The sequence below is a fragment of the Streptomyces sp. AM8-1-1 genome (genome assembly GCF_032229325.1).
GTDB lineage: Bacteria > Actinomycetota > Actinomycetes > Streptomycetales > Streptomycetaceae > Streptomyces > Streptomyces achmelvichensis.
Map to the genome: position 1 here is coordinate 5,075,312 of NZ_CP135086.1, position 24,191 is coordinate 5,099,502.

The following is a 24,191-nucleotide window of genomic DNA, read 5'->3' on the forward strand; positions in this document are numbered from 1 at the left end:
GGGTCGGGCCGGCTCGGGTCGCCGGCTCAGGCGACGGGTGTCTGATCGGCCGTCCGGTACTGCGGCCGCGGCGCCGTGGCAGCGGCCGCGGTGGGCGGGAGCGCGTCGGGGCCGGTGCGGCCGCGGCGGGTGAGCGGCACCGCCAGGAGTGCGGCGACGGCCAGTACCGCGGCCGAGACCAGGAAGGCGGCCCGGTAACCGGCGCTCAGGGCCTCGACGTGGGACTGCTGGGTGGAGGCGTGAGCCGTGACGGAGGCGGCCAGGGTCGCCAGGGCGGCGAGACCGATCGCGCCGCCGACCTGGCGGGTGGTGTTCACCAGCCCGCCGGCCAGACCCGCGTCCTGCGGCGGGACACCGTCCACGGCGAGTGCGGTGAGCTGGACGAAGGCGATGCTCAGGCCGAGTCCGACGAGGATGCTCGGTCCGAGGACATCGGCGAGATAGCTCCCGTCGGCGCTGAGCCGTGACAGCCACAGCAGTCCGGCGGCCTCGACGAGCAGGGCCGTGGTCACCGTGGCGGTGCCGCCGATGCGCCGGGAGATGCGAGGTGCGACGGCGGCGCCGAGCATATTGGCCACGGCGAGCGGGAGTTGGCCCGCTCCGGTCGCCAAGGGGTCCATCCCGAGGACCTGTTGCTGATACAGCGGCAGGAAGAAGAACAGGGCGATCCACACGGACCCCAGCAGGGCCATCAACAGATTTCCCGCGGCGACACGGCCGGTGGTGAACAGCCGCGGGGGTATCAGCGCGTTCGGCCGGCGCGTCTCGATCACGGCGAAGGCCGCGAGCAGCGTGCCGGCGCCGGCGAGGGCGCCCAGCACGCGGGCGTCCGTCCAGCCGGTGCCGCGTGCGGTGGTCAGCCCCCACACCAGGCAGGTCAGGGCGACGGTGACGGTGGCGGTGCCCAGCAGGTCGAACCGCTCGGACGCCCCGACGGAGGCCGGTGGCACGAGCGCCGCCACCGCGACGAGCACCAGCACCGCCCCGAGCGCGACGGAGTGGAAGATCCAGGGCCAGCCCCATGCCTGGGTGAGCACGCCGCCCAGCAGGACGCCGCCCGCTCCTCCCGCGCCGGAGACCGCGCCCCATACGCCCAGCGCCCTGCCGCGGCCCGCGCCGGACGGGAACAGGCCCATGGTCAGGGCGAGTGCGGCCGGGGCGATGGCGGCGGCGCCGAGCCCCTGGACGGCCCGGGCGGCGATCAGGACGCCCGCGGAGGTGGCGAGCCCCGCCGCCAGCGAGGCCCCCGCGAACAGTGCCAGGCCGGCGATCAGCACCCGGCGGCGGCCGAGGAGGTCGGCCGCCCGGCCCCCGGCCAGGAGCAGCGCCCCGAACGCCAGGCCGTAGGCGTTGATCACCCAGGTGGTGCCGTCGGCCGACAGGTCCACACCGGAACGGATCTGCGGCAGCGCCACGTTCACGATCGAGGTGGCGAGCATGACGGTGAACTGCGCAGCGGCGAGCGCCGCGAGCACGGCACCCGGCCGGCGGGCGGGGGATGCCTGGTCCTTCGTGCGTCCAAGGTTCATGGCGCACAGCCTCATGTCGGGCGGTGTCCACTTTCCATGCCCGGCAGGGGCGTTGACTGTCCAGTCCTGTCCGCACCTGTCCACGCGGCCCAGGTCCGGGCGCACCCGGCGGCCTCAGTCCGCGACGGCCCCGGCTCTCACGTCTGCGCCTGTCCCGTGTGCGCTGACGCGTGCGCCGGCCCCGTGCGCGCTCACGTCTGCGTCGGCACCGGGCGCCGCTCGTCCCCGTCGGGGCCGTGCAGCTCCCACTGCCACAGCGCCTCGCACAGCAGGTCCAGGCCCTGCCGGAGGTGGCGACGGTAGGTGCCGTAGGGGAGGCCGAGACGGCGGGCGGCGGCTTCCTGGGTCGGTGCGCCGGAGAAGTACCCCGCGGTCAGGGCGTCGCGGGCGCGTACCCCACGCGGGTCGCGGGCGAGTTCGTCGACGGCCTGGCGCAGCAGGGCGCGCAACTCCTCGACGGGTTCGGTGAGGTCGGCCGTGAGGCGGGCGCGCATCAGCGCACAGGCGGAGAAGGCTCCCGTATCCCGCCAGTGCGCCAGGGCTTCGCGTACGGCCTGGTCGAACGTGCTGCGGGAGATGCCCGGGGGCCCGGACCGGGCGGGCGGCTCGGTGGCCGATATGAAGCGATGGAGCCACGATTCGACGGTCTCCCGGCGCCAGTCGACGCAGAACAGACCGTAGGTGTGCTCGCCGACCAGCGGCCGTGCACCGGTGTCCAAGAGGGAGCCCTTGACGCGTACGGCCCAGGCGTCGGCGTCCTGGAAGACGGCAAAGCCGTACGCGCGTCCGCGGGCACGGGCCGCTTCCGCCTGGGCCCGGGAACTGCTCAGGTCGATGACGCGCGAGGGGACCTGGTACCGCTCGGGGTAGACCGAGAAACGGCTGATGCCGATGTGCTCGCCGGGGCCGACGGGCGCGGTGGCCTCGGTGTGCGCCCAGGCCGCCGCGACGACGGGATCGGCGGCCAGGTCCTGGGGGTCGGGCGGGGCCGGCAGGACGAGCCGGGTCGTGAACGCCACGGTCCGGCCCGTGCTCACGAGACGGTAGACGCTGAAGGCCTGCGGCTGGCGCCGCGCCCAGTGGCGGACGATGTCCGCCGAGGCGGGACCCTCGGTCTCCTCGGCCATGCGGAGGACGACATCGATGTCACCGGGGTGCAGCGGGCGGTCGTGGACCTCGTCCTCGCGGGACCAGGTACGCACCCGCGCCAGGGTCTCCATCTCCTTGAAGAGGTAGAAGAGTTCGTCGGTGACGGTCCACACCCGCTCCTCGGGTGCCTCGCGCAGGAGGCGCAGGTACTCGTCCGCCAGTCGCTGGCGCATCGTGACGAAGGCATGGGGCGCCCGCCAGCGCAGGTCGGCGGCCAGCGTCTCGCGTGCGGCGTCGTGCGGGTGGAGGCCCCGGTGCGCCGACTCCATGAAGGGCAGGTCGCGGAGCCAGGAGAAGAGCAGGTGGGCGTCCTCGTCGGGCAAGACCGAGGACAGCAGTTCCTCGGACGTGGAGTGGGCCTGCGCCGCCACCTCCAGGGCCCGGCGGTGGGCCGCCGTGGGCACCTCGCCGATCAGCCCGGCCAGCAGCGTGCGCAGGACATCGGCGGAGGGGGCCCAGATCTCCTCCGTGCTCCAGCCGGCCGATCCCGAGCCGGCGGCGGCCGCCAGGGACAGAGCCAGCGGGTTGCCGCCGGCGAAGCGGAGCACCCGCTCACGCAGCTCGGGACGGAGCTCCGCCGCGGCCAGCAGACTGCGGGCCTGGTCCTCGGCGAAGGGCTTCAGTTCGGTGACGTGCAGGACCCCCGCCCACGCGGGATCGGCACTCCACTGCGCCTGCGGCGGGAGACGCCCGGCCAGAACGGCCAGGGCGCCGTCCGCGGCGCGGGGAAGGAAGTGCTGCCACAGCCAGCTCTCGAGCCATTGGCAGTGCTCGAAGGAGTCGACGATCAGGACCGTTCCGGGGACGTCCAGAAACGGGGCGGCGGCGCGCTCGAAGTCGGCGGGGTCACGGCTGACGAAACGTCCGTCGAGTTCTACGGACGAGCGGCCCGCCGTACGGGCCCGGTCCGCCAGACGCCGCACCAGAGTCGACTTGCCGATGCCGCCCGGCCCGTACGCGTAGAACACGAGGGGGGCGTGGGGATCGCCGGTCAACGCCTGTGCGAAGCGGTCGAGTTCCTCTTCCCGGCCGATGAAGGCGCGCCCTCGCGCGCTGCTCAGTCTTTCCCCGACGGACCCCATGACGGCTCCCCACCTCGTTTTCGGTCTTCCGGTGTTTCCGTGTTCCGGGTGTTCGTGTGCTTTCCCCGCGGAGGTACGAAGGCCGTTCGCTACGAAGGCCGTTCCACGCCGCCGTACCTCCCTGGGGTCTGACAGAAGCCTTGCCCCGTAGGTCAGTCGACGCGGCCCAGATTCTCGTCGTCGGGGTGGCCGGTGAGCAGGAGAGTCGTTTCCTCGACGCGTCGGAAACGCCCGTCGGGGCCCAGCTCGGCGAACAGGTACACCTCGGTGCGGGAGGTGCGGCCGTTCTCCTGGGTGAGGGTGACGGTGTGGCGGTCGGCGTAGCGCAGTCCGTCGCGGAACTCGTCCTGGACCTCGATGTGACCGCTGCGGACCAGGGAACGCAGACGGGTCATGTGCTGGGTGAAGGCGGCTCGGTCGCTCCACACGCCGTCGGTGCGCTGACGGTAGTCGGGGGTGAAGTGCCGGTCGATGGCTTCGGCGAGGTCGAGACCCGGGGTGAACAGCAGGTCGTTGATGGCTCTGGTGATGTCGGTCGGCGTCACGGGGGTCTCTTCCTGGAGGGGGGTGGCGGTTCTGTGCGGACCCGGCTCGGGGAGCCGGGGAAGGCCATCACCGGCCGGAGCGCCGGGCACCGGTCCGGGGGGGGGTGTCACGCGGGGCCGGGGGAGCCTTCGTGGACGGGGGAGAAGTCCAGGGACAGCGATGCGGGGCCGCGGGTGTACAGGCCGGTCTCCCGGTAGACGAACCCGGGGCTGAAGCGGACCCGGTCGAGCAGGGGGAGGAGCATCGCGGCGACGGTCTCGATCTCGGCGCGCGCGAAGGCCGCACCGACGCACTGGTGGAGCCCCGTGCCGAAGGCCAGGTGCTGGGCGGCGGCGGTGAAGGAGCGGGCGGTGCCCAGGTCCGGGCGGTGGATGTCGAAGGTGTCCGGGGCCCTGAAGGCGTCGGGGTCGCGGTTGGCCGCGCCGATCATGCAGAAGACGGTGGCGCCTGCCGGGACGGTGGTGCCGGCGAACTCGGCCTCCTTCTCCGACGAGCGGGGGATGAGCTGGACCGGCGGGGTGTACCGCAGGGTCTCGGCGATCGCGGCGGGCAGCAGGGCCGGGTCGCTGCGGACCTGGGCCAGCTGCTCGGGGTGGTCGACGAGATGCTTGACGAGCAGGGCGAGGGTCTTGTCGGCGGGCTCGGTGGAGGCCGCAAGGACATTGATGATCAGCGCGGTGACCTCGCGATTGCTCATGCCGATGCCGTCGAACTCTGCGGTGCACAGCGTCGATATGAGGTCGTCGCCCGGGTGACGGCGCCGTTCTTCGATGATCGGGACGAGGTAGGCCTCCAGCTGCTCGGCACAGTCCAGACAGTGCCGGCGGCGCTCCGGGGTGAGGACGATGCTGGTGATGAACTCGGCGACCCCGCTGTGCCAGTCGGCGACCTGCTGCCAGTCCTCCTTGTCCAGGCCGAGGACGTCGAGCGTCACATGGACGGCCAGGGGCTTGCCGAAGTCGTTGACGAGATCCACCCGGCCGCGGGGGAGGAACGGTTCGATGAGCTCGGCGGCGTTGGCGTGGATGGCGCGTACGTGGTCCTGAAGGGCCTGCCCCGTGAAGCCCCGGACGACGATCTTTCGTTTGGCGGTGTGCTCGGCCCCGGTCATCTGGGCGAGGACCGGACCGCGCATCACCGGTTCGGCGCGTACCTGCAGTGTCTCGGTGCTGAACGCCTGATGGTCGGTCAGCACCCGCTTCACGTCGTGGTGGCGGGAGAGGAAGTAACTGTCGATCGCCGGCTCGTAGTGCACCGGTTGTCGTTCCCTCAGCCCGGCGAAGTACGGGTAGGGGTCGGCGGCGTAATCGTCGGACAGAACACTGAAGCCGGACTCGGCTCTGAGCATGGCAGGAGTTCTCTCGGGGGGAGGAGACGGGGAGGGGACGGCGTCCGCGCGCCGGGTCGTCGGCCCCGGGGGCGGCGCCGGCGTTCCTGGACCGCGAGGGACCGGCACGAGGAACAGACCGGACGCCATGACGGCTCCCACCCCCGTGGTCGGACGGACCGGGCACCACGGCCCGGAGGTCCCCCGACGGTCCTTGGGGCGGGCCGGTCGACGGGGCTCCTGGTCAGCGGGCGCCGTCGGCACCGATTCCGCGGAGCCGTCAGTGGTGTTGACGACGGGACGAGCCGTTGCGTTGCCTGCGCACCGCAGGAAGGGCAACGAGCACCAGGCTCACGGCGAGTGCGCCGGCGGCGAGGGCGGTCTGCCAGAACGGGCCGCCGGAAGCCAGATTCGCCACCAGATAGCCGGCGAGGATCACGGCGAGTATCGCGTTCTGGATGTCGCCGCGCTGCCACCACCGCGGGCGGGGAGACTCCTCTTCGGAGAGCCGCAGCGCGTACAGCTCCACGGGCCCGAACTCCTCCTCGGGCGCGTGGCCGGTGGCGGCGAGGTGGTCGGCGGCTTCCCTGGTGAGCTCCGCGGCGCGCGCACGGGGCACGGCGTGGCGCTCTTCGAGCAGTTGGGGCAGCCGGCGGAGCCATTCCTCGCGCCCGCCCGTGCTCGGTGTGCCGGTCCTCTGCTGCATCGTTTCTCCTTCAGGGTCTGCGGTGTCTTTGTCCTGCGTGGCCCACCCGAGCAGCGCGAGGCCCAGGATGCACAGGGCCGGGGCGGGCAGATGGCCGACGGTCTCGCGGGAGAGGGTGGTGAAGGCCGTCGCGCCCAGCACCGTCGCGGCGGCCACGAGCACGCGTCCCGCGGTGCGGAGCCGGGAGCGCGTGGCGGTGGCCCCGAAGTGGCAGCCCGCCAGGGCGACGGCGACGAACGACGAGCCGACCAGCCCGGCAGGGGTCAGGGACAGCGTGAATCCGGCCATGGCCCACAGACCGGCACCCGCCACCAGAGCGGCCGTACCGATCGGGACGAGTGCGGTGCGGATCGTCGCAGCGGGCCGGATGCGGTGACGAAGACGCTCCTCGGGCGGGAGACGCTCACCGACCACCGTGGCCGCGTACGCCTCCGGTGTGCCGAAGGCTTCCTCGGGGCTCTCGCCGCTGTCCGCGCAGTGCTGTGCGACTTCGTCCAGCACCGTGTCCGCGAGCGTCCTGTCCACCGACTCCGCGGCCAGAGCCAGTCGCACCCGGGCGTTCCACCGGGTCGTCTCATCCGTCATTCCGGCGCCTGCCTGCTCTGGGCGAGGAGTTGTTCCATCGCGTCGGAGAACTGCTTCCAACTGGTGGTCTCTTCACGCAGCCGGTCCCGCCCCGCGTCGGTGAGCCGGTAGACCTTGCGCCCGGGGCCGCCCTCACCGGGCTCCCACCGCGCCTCCACCACGCCGTCGGTCTCCAGTCGGCCGAGCACCGGGTACAGGGCGCCGCCGCGGATCGTGCCGAACCCGCGGGCGGCCAACTCCTGTACCAGCGCGTACCCGTGCCGATCGCCGTCGGCGAGCACGGCGGCGAGCGCCAGCGGGAGCGCGCCCCGCAGCCAGCCCGACTCCACAGCGGCCATCTATAGTCAACTCTGCTCTCTACTCCGTGAGTTCGACTAGTTCGTTCTCAGACTAGTGAACCACGGGCCGGTGCCGGAGCAACAGCCGTCCGGAGAAGTCGGCCCCTGACGTGGGCGGAAAGGCCCGCCCTACGACAGCCGGGCCTTCGCCGCGTCTGCTCCTGCCACGCCGGCCAGCAGCAGCGCCAGCGCGGCCGCACACACCGGGATCGCGTACCCGTACGCAGCGCCCGCGTGCTCGACCGTCCAGCCCGCCGTGGCCGAGCCGGCCGCGATGCCGCCGAGGATCGCCGTGACGGCGAGCGTCATGCCCTCGTTGAGGCTGCCCTCGGGGGTCATCCGCTGGACCAAGGACATGCCCGTCACCATCGTCGGTGCGGTGGCGGCGCCCGCCAGCAGCAGGGCCGCCGCGAGAACGACGGCCGATCCGGTGCGGGCCGCCAGCAGGGGCAGCATCATCAGGGCGGTCATGGCCGCCAGGCAGGCGGCGAGCCGGCCCGGAAGGTTCCCGGCCGCGCGGACCGTTCCGTACAGCAGACCCGCGGCGCACGAACCCGCGGCCTGGAGGCCCAGCAGCAGCCCGGCCCGGGGGCCGTCGAGGACGGCGAGCGTGCTGACCTCCAGGGCGCCGAAGACCATGCCGGTGGCCAGGAAGACCGCGAGCAGGGAGGTCATGCCCGGGGCGCGCAGGGGGGATCGCGCACCGGGGGTGCGGTCGGAGACCGGCGGCTCGGTGGAGCGCTGGGCCGCGAAGATCAGGACGCCGGTCAGCAGCAGAACCGCACCGGTCAGGGTGCCCGCCTCCGGGAAGAGGGCCGAGCACAGGAGGGCGGCGAGGGCCGGGCCGAGCATGAAGCAGAGCTCGTCGGCGGCCTGTTCGAAGGAGTTCGCCGTGTGCAGTGCGGCCGCGTTCTCGGGTGTGGGCTCCCGGTGGATGTGGGCCCACCGGGCGCGGGACATGCCGCCGGTGTTGGGAGTGGTGGCGGTGGCGGCGTACGCGGCGAAGAGCGTCCAGTCCGGTGCGTCGAAACGTATGCACAGCAGGAGGGCGAGGGAGCCGAGCACGGCGAGGGCGGTCGCGGGTACGGCCACGCGGGCCTGCCCGTGGCGGTCCACGAGCCGGGCCGTCCACGGGGCGACGAGCGCGGTGGCCGCCAGACCGGTCGCGGTGACGGCGCCGGCGAGCGCGTAGGAGCCCCGCGATCCGGCGATCATGATGACCGCGCTGACGCTGAACATCCCCATGGGGAGACGGGCGAGGAGATTCCCGGCGGTGAAGGCGCGGGTGCCCGGGGTCGCGAAGAGTCTGGCGTACGGCATGGAACCACCATCGCCGCAGGTCAGAACGGGGTCCAACACCTGTGAGGGGCCGATTGACGCACCGGCGTTGTAAATTCGCCCGGTGCCCATGGACATAGAACCGCGGCTGCTGCGTGCCTTCGCCGCCGTCGCCGAGGAACTGCACTTCACCCGCGCCGCGGCCCGGCTGTACGTCGCCCAGCAGGCGCTGAGCCGCGATGTCAGGCGACTGGAACGGGAGTTGGGGGCCGTGCTGTTCGTACGGAGCACCCGGCGGGTGACACTCACGGCCGACGGCGAACGCCTGCTGCCGTACGCGCGGGCCGTCCTCGCGGCGCACGACGAGCTGAGGGCCGCCTTCGCCGCCGCCGACCGGCCGCTGCTCGTGGACCTCAACAGCGAGGGCATGGTGTCCGGCCGCATCCTGGCGCGGGCGCGTGAACTCGCCCCCGACTGCGAGCTGATGGCCCGCTTCGAGAGCGGGCTGACGGGAGCCGCCGCCGAGATCGTCGCGGGGCGGCTCGACGTCTCCTTCGGGCGCTTCGCCGGACTCGAGGGCCCGGTCCGGGCGCTGCTGTCCCATCGGATCGTCCGGTACGAACCGCTGGGCGTCGTCCTGCCGGACGATCATCCGCTGGCCGCGTGCGAGCAGGTCCCGCTGGACGCACTCGCGGGGGAGACCGTCTACGCCGGTGCGGGCAACCCCCGGACGCTGGAGTGGACGGATCTCGCACGGCGCCTGTTCGAGGGCCGCGGGATCGCGCTCGCGCCGCCCGCGCCCGTGGCGGTGGGTGTCGAGGAGTTCCGCCGGGTGATGGCGAAGACCCGCAAACCGGTCCTCGCGGTGGTGGACTTCCCGGCCGTGGCCGGCACGGTCATGCGCCCGATCGTCGACCCTGTTCCGCTGTCGCCGCTGTCGATGGTGTGGCGCAGGGGAATGCGCCATCCGGGCGCGGACGCCCTGCATGCGGCGGTCGACGAACTGGGCGCGCGGGAGGGCTGGCTGGAAAGGGAGGCTTCGGAATGGTTGCCGGATTGCGACATCGCGCTCATGTGTGACAACAACTGACAGAAGCCCCCGTTCAGTACCTCGTGTGGGCTACGTTCGTCCCTCCGGATGCGGTGCAACAGAGGGCGCTCGGGGCGGGTGGGGACCCAGGCCGAGTTCATGACATACGTCCGCGCATCCGTATTGAGCCAGTGGGGGATGTGCGCACAGCTGTGGAAAATTGGCAAGAAGATGCTCTTACCGGGCATACGCATGAGCCGAACGACGTCACCGTCCAACTGGACGGACTCGGCCGAAAGCTGGGGGAGCCGGCGTCCGAACCGCCCGCCCAGGAAGGCTCGGACGGCCCGGTGTTCGTGGACGAGAGCGGCCGCAGAAGCAAGAAGTTCCGCCGGGTCGGCTGGGTGCTGGCCGCCGTCTGCGCCTGCTACGCCGTCACCCTCGTGACCGCACTCGTCGGCGGCAGCTCCACCGCACCGTGGCTGCCCGGCATCAGCCAGTTCGCGGAGAGCAAGAAGAAGGAGAAGGTGGAGGTCGAGCCCGCTCCCAGCGAATCGGTCTCCGCGGGCGACGCCCCGGGCTACCGCCCCGGAGCCCCGGCGCCCACCGACTCCACCGGCGCCGTACTGCCGCAGCGGCCCTCGGGCACGGCGTCGAGCGGTGCCCCGAAGGGGGTTCCGGTGGTCCCCGGCGCCAAGGCGTCGGCCCCCACACCCGCCAAACCCTCCGCCGGCGGCGGAGTTCCCGCACCCGGCGGCGGCCCGTCGCCCACCGCATCCCCGGGCGGCGGCGACCCCGTGCCCGAGCCGGTGGCCAGCCCGGTGGACCCCTCGCCCTCTCCCTCCGCGCCCACGAGCGCGCCCGTCGAACCCCCCGCGCAAGAAGGCGCTCGTTAGGGCCTCTCGTTGGGATCTTGCCGGGGCTCGCGTGCCCTGGCACGCACTCCCCCGTAGCCCTTCGGGCACGGGCGGTACCCCCACGCCGCGTTGTCGTCAGTCGCCGACGTCCCCCGTGGCCCTCCTTCCGGCACGGGAGGTGCCCCCACCGCGTCGGCTCCTTCCTCCGCCTTGCGATCGCACGCACCAGAACCCACTCACCAACCCGGCCTGATCCCAACGAAAGACCCTCGATGACCCGTCACGGCAGAGGGGCCCCGCAGCGGCGGAGGCCCCGGTCCGGCGTTCGCCGGCGACTTCCCATGCGCTATCTGCTCCCCGTGGTCTTCCTGATCGCGCTGGCGGCCATGCTGATGCTGCGCGGCTATGTGCACAGCGAGATCCTCGCCGACCACCGCGTGCGGCCACCGGCCCCGTCGGACCAGGTGCCGCAGAAGATCCTCGACGGCGGGCCGGTCATCGACGTACGCGACAAGGCCGACCCCAAGGCCCTGACCGTCCCCGACCGCAAACTGGTGCTCACCTTCGACGACGGTCCGGACCCGGTCTGGACGCCCCGGGTCCTCGACGCCCTGAAGGCGCACGACGCCCACGCCGTCTTCTTCATCACCGGCACCATGGCGTCCCGGTACCCCGACCTCGTCGCGCGGATGGTGCGGGAGGGCCACGAGATCGGGCTGCACACCTTCAACCACCCCGACCTGGCCTTCCAGTCCACCGACCGGATCGACTGGGAGCTCTCCCAGAACCAGCTCGCGCTCGCCGGGGCGGCCGGCATCCGCACCTCCCTGTTCCGGCCGCCCTACTCCTCGTCCTCCGAGGCCCTCGACAACAAGTCCTGGCCGGTCGCCCAGTACATCGGCAGCCACGGCTACATCACCGTCTTCAACAACACCGACTCCGAGGACTGGAAGCGCCCCGGCGCCCAGGCCATCCTCGACCGGGCCACGCCCCCGGGCACCAAGGGCTCGATCGTGCTGATGCACGACTCCGGCGGCGAACGCTCGCAGACCGTCGCCGCGCTCCAACGGCTGCTGCCGCAGATGAAGGCCAGGGGTTACACCTTCGCCAACCTCACCGAGGCGCTCGGCGCACCCAGCGCCCACACCCCGGTCACCGGCACCGACCTGTGGAAGGGCAAGGCATTCGTCGCCGCGGTCGCCGTCTCGGAGAACACCACCGGCGTCCTGGTCGCCGGGCTCGCCGTCATCGGCGTCCTGGTGCTCGCCCGGTTCGGCCTGATGCTCCTTCTCTCGTTCGCGCACGCCCGCAAGGTGCGCCGCCGCACCTTCCGCTGGGGCCCACCGGTCACCGAACCGGTGTCGGTGCTGGTCCCCGCGTACAACGAGAAGGAGTGCATCGAGAACACCGTCCGCTCCCTGATGGCGAGCGACCATCCCATCGAGGTCGTCGTCATCGACGACGGGTCCGCGGACGGCACGGCCGATCTCGTCGACGCGATGGGGCTGCCCAATGTGCACGTCGTCCGCCAGGTCAACTCCGGCAAGCCGGAAGCCCTCAACAACGGCATCCGGCACGCCCGTCACGACCTCATCGTGATGATGGACGGCGACACCGTCTTCGAGCCCTCCACCGTCCGCGAACTGGTGCAGCCCTTCGGCGACCGGCGCGTCGGCGCCGTCGCCGGCAACGCCAAGGTCGGCAACCGCGACACCCTCATCGGCGCCTGGCAGCACATCGAATACGTGATGGGCTTCAACCTCGACCGCCGTATGTACGACGTGCTGCGCTGCATGCCCACCATCCCCGGCGCGGTCGGCGCCTTCCGCCGCGAGGCGCTGGAGCGCGTCGGCGGTATGAGCGAGGACACCCTCGCCGAGGACACCGACATCACCATGGCCATGCACCGCGACGGCTGGCATGTCGTCTACGCGGAGAAGGCCCGCGCCTGGACCGAGGCGCCGGAGAGCGTGCAGCAGCTGTGGTCGCAGCGCTACCGCTGGTCGTACGGGACCATGCAGGCGATCTGGAAGCACCGTCGGGCCCTCGTCGAACGCGGCCCGTCCGGCCGCTTCGGCCGGGTCGGACTGCCCCTGGTCTCCCTCTTCATGGTGCTCGCACCGCTGCTGGCCCCGCTGATCGACGTCTTCCTGCTCTACGGACTCGTCTTCGGGCCCACGCTGAAGACGATCGCCGCGTGGCTCGGCGTCCTCGCCGTGCAGGTCGTCTGCGCCGCTTACGCGTTCCGGCTCGACGGCGAGAAGATGATCCATCTGATCTCGCTGCCCCTCCAGCAACTGCTCTACCGCCAGCTGATGTACGTCGTGCTGCTCCAGTCCTGGATCACGGCCCTGACCGGCGGCCGGCTGCGCTGGCAGAAGCTGCGGCGCACCGGAACGGTCGAGGCGCCCGGCGCCGTACCCGCTCCGCGGCGCAGCGACGAGAACCGGAGGCCGGTCGGATGACCCCCTCCCTCACCGGGACGACGCCCGCGCACGCCGCTGCGCCGACCGAGGCCCCGCCCGCCGGCCGGGACCGCTACTTCGACCTGCTGCGCGCGCTCGCCCTCTTCCGCGTCGTGCTCTACCACCTGGTGGGCTGGGCCTGGCTGCCGCTGCTCTTCCCCTCCATGGGGGTGATGTTCGCGCTCGCGGGTGCGCTGATGGCCCGCTCGCTGGAGCGTCCCGCCCTCCAGGTGATCCGCAGCCGGGTACGCCGTCTGCTGCCTCCGGTGTGGGTCCTCGGCGCGGTCTGCGGCACCCTCATGGTGGTCAACGGCTGGCGGCCCGGGCCGTCCGCTGTGTTCTGGATCCTGCCGCTGAGCGACCCGCCGTTCCTGGCCACCGAATGGGCCGCGGACATGGCCGAGCCGCTCTGGTACCTGCGCGCCTATCTGTGGTTCGTCCTGCTGTCGCCCCTGCTCCTGCGGCTGCTGCGGCGGTTTCCCTGGCCGGCGCTCCTCGCGCCCGTGGCCCTCTCGGTCCTGCTGAGCGTCGGACAGCTCTCGCTGCCCACACGGATCGACTCGGCGGTCACCGACTTCAGCACCTTCGGCGCCTGCTGGATGCTCGGCATGGCGCACCAGGAGGGACTGCTCGCCCGGCTGCCGCGCTATGTCGTCCCCTCCCTCGCCCCGGTGCTCCTCATGCCGGCCGGCCTGTGGTGGGCCACCCGCCACGGCTTCGGCGAGCCGGGGGTGGAGCTGGACGGCATCCCGACCGCACAGGCCCTCTGGTCGCTCGGCGCGGTCCTGCTGCTGCTCCACTTCAGTCCGTCGTGGCAGGAGTGGCCGCGGCGGCTGCGCCGCCTCGACGGGGTGGTCACCCTGCTCAACTCCCGTGCCGTGACCGTCTACCTCTGGCACAACGTGTGCATCCTCGCCGCAGCGACGCTGTGGGACCGCATGTGGTCGCTCGACGCGCTGAGCGAGGGAGCGCCGTGGCTGCTGGAGAGCTGGGTGCCCGTCCTGCTGCTCGCCTGGGCACTGATCGCGCTGTGCATCCTGCTGTTCGGCCCCGCCGAGGACATCGCGGCCAGACGGCGGCCCCGGCTGTGGCCCGACGGCACCCCGCAGCGCAAGCGCGGCTCACACACGCGCTGACCGCCGGGTGAGAGCAAGGTTGCGCACCGGTCACCTGCTGCCATCGGGGCCGAAACGCGCCGTGCCTAGCGTCGCCTCCACGACCCGATACCCGTGGAGGCGCGTCATGGCAGGCCGGTGGATCGAACAGTGGGACCCGGAGGACGAGACCTTCTGGCGTACGACGGGGGAGCGGACCGCCCGGCGGAACCTCGTCTTCTCCGTACTCAGCGAGCACATCGGGTTCTCCATCTGGACCCTGTGGTCGGTGATGGTGCTGTTCATGGGACCGGAGTACGGCGTCGACCCGGCCGGGAAGTTCTTCCTGATCGCCACGGCCACCCTGGTGGGCGCCGTGATCCGGGTTCCGTACACCTTCGCGGTCGCCCGGTTCGGCGGCCGGAACTGGACGGTCTTCAGCGCCCTGATGCTGCTGCTGCCGACCGGTGCCGCGTACGCCGTGATGGAGCCGGGGACCTCGTACGGCACCTTCCTCCTGGTCGCCGCGCTCACCGGCGTCGGCGGCGGCAACTTCGCCTCCTCGATGACGAACATCAACTCCTTCTTCCCGCTGCGGAAGAAGGGCTGGGCCCTCGGCGTCAACGCCGGAGGCGGCAACATCGGGGTGCCGGTGGTGCAGCTCGTCGGGCTGCTCGTCATCGGGACCGCGGGCGCCGCCCATCCGCGTATCGTGCTCGGCGCCTACATCCCGCTGATCGTCGTCGCCGCGGTCTGCGCGGCGCTGTGGATGGACAACCTCGCGCCCGTGAAGAACGACACGGGCGCCGCCAGGGAAGCCGTCCGGGACGGTCACACCTGGATCATGGCGTTCCTCTACGTCGGCACGTTCGGCTCGTTCATCGGCTACAGCTTCGCCTTCGGCCTCGTGCTCCAGACGCAGTTCGGGCGCACCCCGCTCCAGGCCGCCTCCCTCACCTTCATCGGACCGCTGCTCGGCTCGCTCATCCGGCCCGTCGGCGGTGCGCTCGCGGACCGCTTCGGCGGGGCGCGCATCACGCTCGGCAACTTCCTCGCGATGGCGGCTGCCACGGGCGTGGTCGTCACCGCCTCCGTGCAGGAGTCCCTGCCGGTCTTCCTCGTCGGCTTCATCGCCCTGTTCGTGCTCACCGGGCTGGGCAACGGTTCGACGTACAAGATGATCCCCGGCATCTTCCAGGCGAAGGCGCTGGCGAAGGGCATGACGGGCGAGGCGGCCGCCGCCTACGGCCGGCGGCTGTCCGGGGCGTCGATGGGGCTCATCGGCGCCGTGGGCGCGCTCGGCGGGCTCGGTATCAACCTCGCCTTCCGCCAGTCGTTCCAGAGCGCCGGTACGGGCACCGGGGCCTTCGTCGGCTTCCTGCTCTTCTACGCGGTGTGCTCGGTCGTGACCTGGGCGGTATACCTTCGCCGGCCCGCGCCCGCGCCGGTGGCCACCGAGGCGCCCGAGGCGGAGCCGCAGCTCGGATACGCGCGGGTCTGAGCCGGACACGTCCGTAACGGCGGGGAAATACCGGCGAACCGAGCCTGTCACGCACCCTTGACAGGCTCGGTCGCCTCATCCGCGCAGGATGGGCGGCAGAGTGGGGACACCGGATGCACGACCAGCAGGAACAGAACGAGCAGCAGCAACAGAACGAGCAGCAGGAGAACGGCCGGCCGCAGACACCGGGCGGGCCGCAGGCACAGCGCGACGGGCAGGCACAGCACGATGGGCAGGCACAGCGCGACCGGCAGGCACCGAGCGACCGGCCGCAGCGGGCTCAGGAGCCGCAGCGTTCCGTCCACGGGCCCCTCGCCGGCTTCACCGTCGGTGTCACGGCCGCCCGCCGTGCCGATGAACTCGGCGCGCTGCTGCACCGCCGGGGCGCCACCGTCCTGCACGCTCCCGCGCTGCGGATCGTCCCGCTCGCCGACGACGCGGAACTCCTCGCGGCCACCAAGGAGTTGATCGACCACGCCCCCGATGTCGCCGTCGCCACCACCGCCATCGGCTTCCGCGGCTGGGTGGAGGCCGCCGACGGCTGGGGGTACGGCGAGGAGCTGCTGGCCCGTCTGCGGGGCGTCGAACTGCTGGCCCGCGGCCCGAAGGTGAAGGGCGCGATCCGCGCCGCGGGTCTCACCGAGGAGTGGTCACCGGCCTCGGAGTCCATGGCCGAGGTCCTCGACCGGCTCCTCGCCGAAGGAGTCTCCGGCCGCCGGATCGCCCTCCAGCTGCACGGCGAACCGCTGCCCGGGTTCGTCGAGTCGCTGCGGGCGGCGGGCGCCGATGTCGTCCTCGTCCCCGTCTACCGGTGGATGCCCCCGGAGGACCTGGCGCCCGTGGACCGGCTGCTGGACGCGGTCGTCGCGCGCTCCCTGGACGCCGTCACCTTCACCAGTGCGCCGGCCGCCGCGTCGCTGCTCTCCCGCGCCGAGACGCGCGGACAGCTCGAACCGCTGCTGCACGCGCTGGAACACGATGTGCTGGCCGCCTGCGTGGGACCGGTCACCGCGCTGCCGCTCCAGGCCCGCGGCATCCCGACCGTCCAGCCCGAGCGCTTCCGGCTCGGCCCGCTGGTGCAGGTGCTGGGCGCCGAACTGCCGTCGCGTGCCCGTACGTTCCCGGTCGCCGGACGCCGTCTGGAGATCCGCGGCCACGCCGTCCTCGTCGACGACGAACTGCGGCCCGTGCCGCCCGCCGGGATGGCCATGCTGCGGGCCCTGTCCCGGCGCCCCGGCTGGGTGGTCTCCCGCGCCGATCTGCTCGGCACCCTGCCCGGCGCGGGCCGGGACGAGCACGCCGTCGAGACCGCCATGGCCCGGCTGCGGACCGCACTCGGCGTGCCCAAGCTGATCCAGACCGTCGTCAAGCGCGGTTACCGGCTCGCGCTGGACCCGGCCGCGGACACCAAGTACGGCGACGTCTGACGCATCAGAGTGCTCGCCCAGCACAGACACCCCAGGGCGGCGGTGTTCAGCACCCCGCGCACGATGTTCCAGGCGACCCACGGGTCCTCGTAGGCGTCCCGCACGGCCGCCGGATCGGCGATCCGTGCCGGATCCCCGGCCGCGACCAGCTCCTCGTTGAGCGGCACGCTCATCATCACGGTCGACAGGAACGCCGCCGAGTACAGCACCAGCGCCGCGAGCACCCAGGGGCGCAGCGGTGACCGCCACTGCTGCCGGCCGGCGATCGCGGTGAGGACGAGCGCACCCAGGAACACGAGGAAGAAGAGGGGGTTCTGGATCACGTCGTCCACGTTCTGCATCACCTCGATGTACGTGCGGTCGTCACTGCGCGCGAGCGCGGGCATCACCGATATCGCGTACGCGAACCAGATGCCCGCCACCAGACCGGTGGTCGCCGTCGCCGCCGCGAGGACCGCCCTGCCGCCGCGTCCTCCTGACCTGTTCTCCGTCGTGTTCTGTGTCATGTGACCAGTTCAGCGCGGGCGGCCAGGACTCTCCATGGGCGAGCGTCGCAGGAGCATGTCCGGGCGTCTACGGTACGCAGGATGAGCGATGACCTACCGCTTCTGCTGCCCGACGGGCCGGACGCCGCCCAGCGCCTCGCGGGACCCGTGGCCCGCGCCCTGGCCCGCAACCGGGCCCATATGCGCCCCTGCGAACCGGACCGCCCCGAGCTGTTCTACACGGCCGAGGGGCAGGCAGTCCGGCTGGCACCCGATCCCACCACCCGGCGCTGGCACTTCCACGCGGGCACCCGGATCGTCGGCGGGCTCACCCTCTCCGGCATCGCTCTCGGCCCGTTCCGCAGTGCGCAGCTCGGCTACTGGATCGACGACGAGTTCACCGGACGCGGGCTCGCCACCCGCGCGGTCGAGGAGGTCTGCCGGGCCGCCCGTGAGGACCTGGGCCTGCACCGGGTGGAGGCGGACACCCTGCTCGACAACGCCGCCTCGCAGCGGGTGCTCGCCAAGTGCGGCTTCGAGCGGATCGGCATGGCCCCGAAGTACCTGCACATCAACGGCGCATGGCGCGACCATCTGCTCTTCCAGCGCATCCTTCACGACGACCCGCCGCCACTCTGACGGAGGCGTGCGGGCGACACGCACGAGGGATTCCTCTCCCGGCATGCAACCCGATCGGTGGGCCGGCGCGTACAAGTGGTGCCGACGTCGCGTCAGCGGCCCGGCCGGCAACGGACGTTGCCGTACGCAACCGGACATGGGAGAAGAACCTGATGGTCGCAGGCATGGTGGGCAGAGGTACGGCGCTGGGCGCGGCCCTGCTGTCCCTCCTCGCAGTCCCCGCACCGACCGCCTTCGCATCACCGGCGGCCCCTGCCGCGGACAGCGTGGCACCGGCGGCACCGGCAGGCGCGGCGGCAGGCGCGGCGGCCGGCGCCACGACGCTGCCGGCGCCCGATCTGACCGCTCTGCGCGAGGCCCTGCGCTCGGCCCTGGCGAAGGGCGCCCCGGGCGCGATGGCCCGGATCGACGACCACGGCGCGGTCCGCCGTCTGACCGAGGGCGTCGCGGACAAGGCCACCGGCCGGGCGATGAACACCGACGACCGCTTCCGTATCGGGAGCGTCACCAAGACGTTCACCTCGGTGGTCGTGCTCCAGCTGGTCGACGAGGGCCGCCTGGACCTTGACACGTCGGTGAACACATATCTGCCCGGACTGCTGCCGGACGACCGGATCACGGTGCGCCATCTGCTCAGCCACCGCAGCGGGCTGTACGACTACACCGACGAGATGTTCGCCAAGACCGTCCCGGGCTTCGAGGCGGTGCGCACCAAGGTGTTCAGCCACCGTGAGCTGGTGAGGCTGTCGCTGCGGAAGCCGCTCACCGTCGAGCCCGGCACGACCCACGCGTACTCCAACACCAACTTCGTCGTCGCCGGGATGCTGATCGAGAAGGCCACCGGCCGCACGGTGCAGACCGAGTACCGCGACCGGATCATCAAGCCGCTGAAGCTGACGGACACCTTCTACGTCCACCCCGGCACCGCGATCCCCGGCCGCCACGTCAAGGGCTACCTCCGGCCCGACGAGGCGGGCGCACCGCTCGTGGACTCGACCCGGCAGACCGCCTCCTGGGCGCAGAGCGCCGGTGCCATGATCTCCAGCACCCACGACCTGAACACCTTCGTCTCCGCCCTGCTGCGCGGGAAGCTGATGTCCCCGGTCCGGCTGGCGCAGATGCAGGAGTGGGTGCCGGTCAACAGCACCCAGGGCTACGGTCTCGGGCTGCGCCGCCGTGATCTGTCCTGCGGTGTCTCCGTCTACGGACACACGGGCACCGTGCAGGGCTACTACACGTACTCCTTCACCTCGAAGGACGGAAAGCGCACCATCACCTCCGCCGCGAACACCTCCAACACCAGCGATGTGTTGAATGTCATGCCGCTGACGCTGGAGGCCGCCTTCTGCGGCAAGAAGCCCGCCGCGGCGCGCAGCGCGACCCCGGTCGAGCGCCATGAGGACATCGCGCCCTCGCTCGTCCGCGACTGAGGTCCCGGGTGCGGCCGGACGGACCAGAACGAGGGGTTCCGGCCGCACCTCCGGACGGGCACTCTGGTGGGGACACCCGGCGGTGACCCCGAGGCGGTGACAGGCGCATGACCGCAGGCGCGACCGGTACGGCGTCGTACGACTGGCGGTTCGACTCCGGGCGCCTCTGCCTGGACCTGATGGCGACCGCGGAGGCCGAGCCGGGCGAGGGTGAACCGCTGGCCGGAGCAGGCCGGCTCGGGCGCTGGCTGACCGGCGCCGGACTGGTGCCGGCCGGCACGCCGCTCGGTGAGGCGGACGCCCGCTGGGCGGACCGTTTCGTCGAACTGCGCGGCGCACTCAGTCAGTTGGTACGCGCCGAGATCGACGGCCGGTACGCGGAATCCGCCCTGGAGCGGGTGAACACCCTCGCCGTGGCCGGCGCGCCGCCCGCCCCCCGTGCCGTCCGGCACGCCGACGGCACGCTCGTACGGGCCCTCGGTTCGGCACCCGACTGCGCCTCCCTGCTCGCCGCGATCGCCCGTGACGCCGTGGAGTTGCTGACCGATCCTGCGGCCAGGGCGGGGCTGCGGCAGTGCCAGGGCGAGAGCTGTCGCCGCGTCTATCTGGACACCTCCCGCGGCCGGCGCCGGCGGTGGTGTTCCAGCGAGGTCTGCGGCAACCGCGAACGGGTCGCCCGGCACCGGCGCCGGGCCTCCGTGGCCCGGGCCTGAGACCTCCCGTAACGGCCCGAACCGGACACCTGAAAAGATCTTGAAAGTTTTTCGGCCACTCATTGAGTGATCCTCCTGCGTACCCCGTAGTGAAGGGGGACAAGCAGCCAGCCGAAACAGGGTCTCGACCGGGAGGTTCAGGTGCGCAAGGATGCCGCCGTGGCCGATGACCGTCCGCAGAGGGCACGCCATCGAAGCGATAAGCCACGCACCGACTCCTCAGCACCTGATGAGGAACTCATGCGCGCGCTCTATCGCGAACATGCGGGTCCTCTGCTCGCCTATGTACTGCGCCTCGTTGCCGGCGATCGCCAGCGTGCCGAGGACGTGGTGCAGGAGACGCTCATCCGTGCCTGGAAGAACGCCGGTCAGCTCAACCGAGCAACCGGCTCTGTCCGACCCTGGCTGGTGACGGTCGCACGCCGCATCGTCATCGACGGTCACCGCAGCCGGCAGGCCCGGCCGCAGGAGGTCGATCCGTCGCCGCTGGAGGTCATGCCTGCGGAGGACGAGATCGACAAGGCGTTGTGGCTGATGACGCTCTCTGATGCACTCGATGATTTGACGCCCGCCCACAGGGAAGTTCTTGTCGAGACGTATTTCAAGGGGCGCACGGTCAATGAGGCTGCCGAGACTCTCGGCATACCCAGTGGGACGGTGCGGTCCCGGGTGTTCTACGCACTCCGTTCCATGAAGCTCGCACTGGAGGAAAGGGGGGTCAGGGCATGACCATGCACGAGCAGGAATCCGTCCACGATGCCGTTGGCGCGTATGTGCTCGGCGTGCTCGACGACGCTGACGCCGCCGCCTTCGAGATGCATCTGGCCGGCTGCCAGATCTGCGCCGCCAACCTCGAGGACTTCTCCGGTATGGAGCCCATGCTGGCGATGCTGGCCGAGGCCCCCGCTCCGGGACCGAGCAGCAATGTGGTCAATCTGCCGGGCATGCGGAGCATGCAGCCGCCGGGCTGGATGGACGCCCCGCCCTCGCGGCCCGTTCCCGTCGTACCCGCTCCCCCCAGCCCCAAGGTGCTGAACGGCCTGCTGGACGAGGTCGCCGCCAAGCGGGCGGCCAAGCGCCGGCGCGGGATGTACCTGGTCGCGGCCGCCGCGGCCCTGATCATCGGTGGCCCCGCCGCGGCCGTCGTGGTGACGGCGGACGACACGGGCAGCACCCAGGCCCAGCCGCACTCCACGTCCCCCGCCGAGGACGCCTTCGCCCATATCCAGGACAAGGTCGACCACACGGACGCGACGACCAAGGTCAGCGCCGCGGTCGGCATGGAGAAGAAGGCCTGGGGCACCCACACCGTTCTGGAACTGAAGAACGTCAAAGGGCCGCTCAAGTGCAATCTGATCGCCGTCTCCAAGACCGGCGAGGAGGAGATCGTGACCTCCTGGGCCGTCCCGGAGTGGGGCTACGGCATTCCCGACAGCCCGAACCCGGCCGGCAAGAAGCCGCTGTACGTCCACGGCGGAGCGGCGATGGACAGTAACGACATCGACCACTTCGAGGTCCGTACGTTCGAGGGCAAAAAGCTGGTGGAAGTCGAGGCCTGACAGAAACGCCCCCTTCGCATAGGGTTGACGGCTGCCCAGTGCACGTCAGAAGGGGGCCCTCGGTGGCCGCGCAGGAAGCCGCTGTCGACTCTGTCCGGGACCGGGAAATCGGTGTCGAACAGGAACATCTGGACCAGGTGTACCGCCGCCTCGAGGAGAAGATCCACGAGGCGGAATTCCTGATGCACGACGCCGCGAAACGCGGCCAGGTCGGCACACCGGGTGCTCTCGCCGAGCGGGATGCCCAGGTCTTCCGCGCCGGCATCCACCTCAATCGGCTCAACAACGAGTTCGAGGATTTCCTCTTCGGACGGATCGACCTGCTGCTCGGCAAGGACGGGCAGAAGGGACCCGACGGGGCGTACACCTCGGTGGAACCCGCGGACGACGCGGTGGGAGCCGACAACACCGCCGACATCGCGGAGACCCTGCACATCGGCCGTATCGGCGTCCTCGACTCCGACTACGCGCCCCTGGTCATCGACTGGCGCGCGCCGGCCGCCGCGCCCTTCTACCGCTCGACCCCGGTCGACCCCGGCCGCGTGGTGCGCCGCCGGGTGATCCGCTCCAAGGGCCGCAAGGTCCTCGGGGTCGAGGACGACCTGATGAGACCCGAGCTCACCGCGACACTCGGCGGCGACCGGCTCCCGGTGATCGGCGACGGCGCGCTGATGGCGGCGCTCGGCCAGGCCCGCAGCCACACCATGCGGGACATCGTCGCCTCCATCCAGGCCGAGCAGGACCTGGTGATCCGCGCCCCCGCCGCGTCCGTCACATACGTCGAGGGCGGCCCCGGCACCGGCAAGACCGCCGTGGCGCTGCACCGGGCCGCCTATCTCCTCTACCAGGACCGCCGTCGCTACGCGGGCGGCATCCTGATCGTCTCGCCGACCCCGCTGCTCGTCTCCTACACCGAGGGTGTGCTGCCCTCGCTGGGAGAGGAGGGGCAGGTCGCGATCCGCGCGGTCGGCCATCTGGTCGACGGCGCCGAGGCCACGGCGTACGACGAACCGGCCGTGGCGCGCATCAAGGGCTCGTCCCGGATGCTGAAGGTCCTCCGCAAGGCGGCCAGAGGCGCCCTGGAGCTCTCCGGACCCACCGCACCGCAGAACGGCGACGGCAGCGGGCACCGCAACGGCCAGCTGGCCTTCGGCGAGGAGCCGCAGGACGCGCCGACGGGCCCGCCCTCGCGTCTGCGGGTGGTCGCCTTCAACCGCCGGCTCGAACTCGAGGCCGAGGAACTCGGGCGCATCCGCCACAACGTCCTCGGTGGCACCACACCGGTCAACCTGCTGCGCCCGCGCGCCCGCAGGCTGCTGCTCGACGCCCTGTGGGCGAAGTCCGGGGCCGGCTCCCGCCACACGGACCCCGAGCTCGCCGCGGAGCTGCGGTCCTCCTTCGACGAGGACATCACCGGCGAGGAAAGCTTCATCGCCTTCCTGGACGCGTGGTGGCCCGAGCTGACCCCGCGCCGAGTGCTCGTCGCGATGGCGGACGAGCGGCGGCTGGGGCGCTGGGCCCGCCGGGTGCTCAATCCGGGCGAGGTGCGCCGGCTGGCACGCTCGCTGCGCAGGATCGGGCCCGAGGGCCAGGGCCCGCTGTCCGTGCACGACGTGGCGCTGCTCGACGAGCTCCAGACCCTGCTCGGCTCCCCGGCGCGCCCGCGCCGCAGGCGCGAACTCGACCCGCTGGACCAGCTCACCGGTCTGGAGGAGCTGATGCCGCAGCGCGAGGAGACCCAGCGCGAGCGCGCCGAGCGTCTCGCGGCGGAGCGCGAGGAGTACGCCCACGTCATCGTCGACGAGGCGCAGGACCTCACGCCGATGCAGTGGCGGATGGTCGGCCGCCGCGGCCGGCACGCGACCTGGACGATCGTCGGCGACCCGGCCCAGTCGTCCTGGTCGGACCCGGACGAGGCCGCCGAGGCGCGCGACGAGGCGCTGGGCAGCCGCCCGCGCCGGCGTTTCCAGCTCACGGTCAACTACCGCAACCCCGCGGAGATCGCGGAACTCGCCGCCAAGGTGCTGGCGCTCGCCATGCCCGGCATGGAGTCCCCGTCCGCGGTGCGCTCCACGGGCGTCGAGCCGCGCTTCGCGGTCGTCCGGGGCGACGACCTGGCCGGCACCGTCCGGGAGGAGGCGCAGCGCCTGCTGGACCGCGTCGACGGCACGGTCGGTGTGGTGGCGGCGATGAACCGCCGCGCCGAGGTGGCGCGTTGGCTGAAGGGGCTCGGCGAGCGGGTGGTGGCGCTCGGCTCGCTGGAGGCGAAGGGACTGGAGTACGACGCGACCGTGGTGGTCTCCCCGGCGGAGATCGCGGACGAGTCCCCGGCGGGGCTGCGGGTGCTGTACGTCGCGCTGACCCGTGCGACACAGCAGCTCACCGTGGTGTCGGGGCGCCGCGACGACCCGGACGCGGACGGGGTCCCCGACCTGCTGCGGGATTGATCCG

20 protein-coding genes are annotated in these 24,191 nt (G+C 71.9%); 12 read left to right on the forward strand and 8 right to left on the reverse strand.

All coding sequences use genetic code 11. The features are described from left to right. Nucleotides 1-26 precede the first annotated feature (26 nt). The 7 genes from RPQ07_RS22860 to RPQ07_RS22890 all read right to left on the reverse strand — a co-directional run bounded on the left by RPQ07_RS22860 (nt 27) and on the right by RPQ07_RS22890 (nt 8,582). Nucleotides 27-1,529, reverse strand: coding sequence for an MFS transporter (locus tag RPQ07_RS22860; RefSeq protein WP_313946041.1), 1,503 nt, complete (start codon nt 1,527-1,529; stop codon nt 27-29). 191 nt (nt 1,530-1,720) lie between these two features. Continuing rightward, the gene (locus RPQ07_RS22865) at nt 1,721-3,760 is read right to left on the reverse strand and encodes an AAA family ATPase (protein WP_313946042.1); all 2,040 of its coding nucleotides are present in this window, start codon (nt 3,758-3,760) and stop codon (nt 1,721-1,723) included. A gap of 152 nt (nt 3,761-3,912) precedes the next feature. Beyond that, nucleotides 3,913-4,305 (reverse strand): nuclear transport factor 2 family protein, encoded by a 393-nt coding sequence (locus tag RPQ07_RS22870; protein ID WP_313946043.1) that lies wholly within the window; start codon nt 4,303-4,305, stop codon nt 3,913-3,915. Nucleotides 4,306-4,412: 107 nt separating this feature from the next. Continuing rightward, entirely contained in the window at nt 4,413-5,654 is a 1,242-nt protein-coding gene (locus RPQ07_RS22875; protein ID WP_313946044.1) for a cytochrome P450, cyclodipeptide synthase-associated, read from the reverse strand. Nucleotides 5,655-5,913: 259 nt separating this feature from the next. Further along, entirely contained in the window at nt 5,914-6,924 is a 1,011-nt protein-coding gene (locus tag RPQ07_RS22880; protein ID WP_313946045.1) for a hypothetical protein, read from the reverse strand. Further along, nucleotides 6,921-7,262, reverse strand: coding sequence for a PadR family transcriptional regulator (locus tag RPQ07_RS22885; protein ID WP_313946046.1), 342 nt, complete (start codon nt 7,260-7,262; stop codon nt 6,921-6,923). Before RPQ07_RS22885 ends, RPQ07_RS22880 begins: the two co-directional genes overlap by 4 nt. A 129-nt stretch (nt 7,263-7,391) precedes the next feature. Continuing rightward, on the reverse strand, nt 7,392-8,582 hold the full coding sequence (locus RPQ07_RS22890) for an MFS transporter (protein ID WP_313946047.1): 1,191 nt from the start codon (nt 8,580-8,582) through the stop codon (nt 7,392-7,394). An 88-nt stretch (nt 8,583-8,670) separates the two neighbouring features. Here RPQ07_RS22890 and RPQ07_RS22895 point away from each other — a divergent pair, with 88 nt between their 5' ends. From RPQ07_RS22895 to RPQ07_RS22920, 6 genes are all read left to right on the forward strand, one after another. Beyond that, a complete protein-coding gene (locus RPQ07_RS22895; protein ID WP_313948988.1) occupies nt 8,671-9,630 on the forward strand; it encodes a LysR family transcriptional regulator in 960 nt (319 codons plus the stop codon). A gap of 152 nt (nt 9,631-9,782) precedes the next feature. Next, the gene (locus tag RPQ07_RS22900) at nt 9,783-10,466 is read left to right on the forward strand and encodes a hypothetical protein (protein ID WP_313946048.1); all 684 of its coding nucleotides are present in this window, start codon (nt 9,783-9,785) and stop codon (nt 10,464-10,466) included. Between the two features lie 302 nt (nt 10,467-10,768). After that, a complete protein-coding gene (locus RPQ07_RS22905) occupies nt 10,769-12,892 on the forward strand; it encodes a bifunctional polysaccharide deacetylase/glycosyltransferase family 2 protein (protein ID WP_313946049.1) in 2,124 nt (707 codons plus the stop codon). Further along, a complete protein-coding gene (locus RPQ07_RS22910; protein ID WP_313946050.1) occupies nt 12,889-14,028 on the forward strand; it encodes an acyltransferase in 1,140 nt (379 codons plus the stop codon). Before RPQ07_RS22905 ends, RPQ07_RS22910 begins: the two co-directional genes overlap by 4 nt. A 106-nt stretch (nt 14,029-14,134) precedes the next feature. After that, nucleotides 14,135-15,487, forward strand: coding sequence for a nitrate/nitrite transporter (locus tag RPQ07_RS22915; RefSeq protein ID WP_313946051.1), 1,353 nt, complete (start codon nt 14,135-14,137; stop codon nt 15,485-15,487). Between the two features lie 113 nt (nt 15,488-15,600). Continuing rightward, nucleotides 15,601-16,914, forward strand: a complete 1,314-nt coding sequence (locus RPQ07_RS22920) for a uroporphyrinogen-III synthase (protein ID WP_313946052.1) — start codon at nt 15,601-15,603, stop codon at nt 16,912-16,914. Here RPQ07_RS22920 and RPQ07_RS22925 read toward each other — a convergent pair. After that, nucleotides 16,863-17,420, reverse strand: a complete 558-nt coding sequence (locus RPQ07_RS22925; protein ID WP_313946053.1) for a DUF1772 domain-containing protein — start codon at nt 17,418-17,420, stop codon at nt 16,863-16,865. The two genes, RPQ07_RS22920 and RPQ07_RS22925, sit on opposite strands and share 52 nt — an antisense overlap. Nucleotides 17,421-17,501: 81 nt before the next feature. Here RPQ07_RS22925 and RPQ07_RS22930 point away from each other — a divergent pair, with 81 nt between their 5' ends. The 6 genes from RPQ07_RS22930 to RPQ07_RS22955 all read left to right on the forward strand — a co-directional run bounded on the left by RPQ07_RS22930 (nt 17,502) and on the right by RPQ07_RS22955 (nt 24,187). Beyond that, on the forward strand, nt 17,502-18,038 hold the full coding sequence (locus RPQ07_RS22930) for a GNAT family protein (protein WP_313946054.1): 537 nt from the start codon (nt 17,502-17,504) through the stop codon (nt 18,036-18,038). A 152-nt stretch (nt 18,039-18,190) separates the two neighbouring features. After that, on the forward strand, nt 18,191-19,468 hold the full coding sequence (locus RPQ07_RS22935; protein ID WP_313946055.1) for a serine hydrolase domain-containing protein: 1,278 nt from the start codon (nt 18,191-18,193) through the stop codon (nt 19,466-19,468). 107 nt (nt 19,469-19,575) lie between these two features. After that, nucleotides 19,576-20,181 carry a CGNR zinc finger domain-containing protein gene (locus tag RPQ07_RS22940; protein ID WP_313946056.1) on the forward strand — a complete coding sequence of 202 codons (606 nt, stop codon included), beginning with the start codon at nt 19,576-19,578 and terminating at the stop codon, nt 20,179-20,181. A 141-nt stretch (nt 20,182-20,322) separates the two neighbouring features. After that, a complete protein-coding gene (locus tag RPQ07_RS22945) occupies nt 20,323-20,910 on the forward strand; it encodes a sigma-70 family RNA polymerase sigma factor (protein ID WP_313946057.1) in 588 nt (195 codons plus the stop codon). Beyond that, entirely contained in the window at nt 20,907-21,740 is an 834-nt protein-coding gene (locus RPQ07_RS22950) for a zf-HC2 domain-containing protein (protein WP_313946058.1), read from the forward strand. The genes RPQ07_RS22945 and RPQ07_RS22950 overlap by 4 nt, the downstream gene beginning before the upstream one ends. Before the next feature lie 62 nt (nt 21,741-21,802). After that, nucleotides 21,803-24,187 carry a HelD family protein gene (locus tag RPQ07_RS22955; protein ID WP_313946059.1) on the forward strand — a complete coding sequence of 795 codons (2,385 nt, stop codon included), beginning with the start codon at nt 21,803-21,805 and terminating at the stop codon, nt 24,185-24,187. Nucleotides 24,188-24,191: the final 4 nt, after the last annotated feature.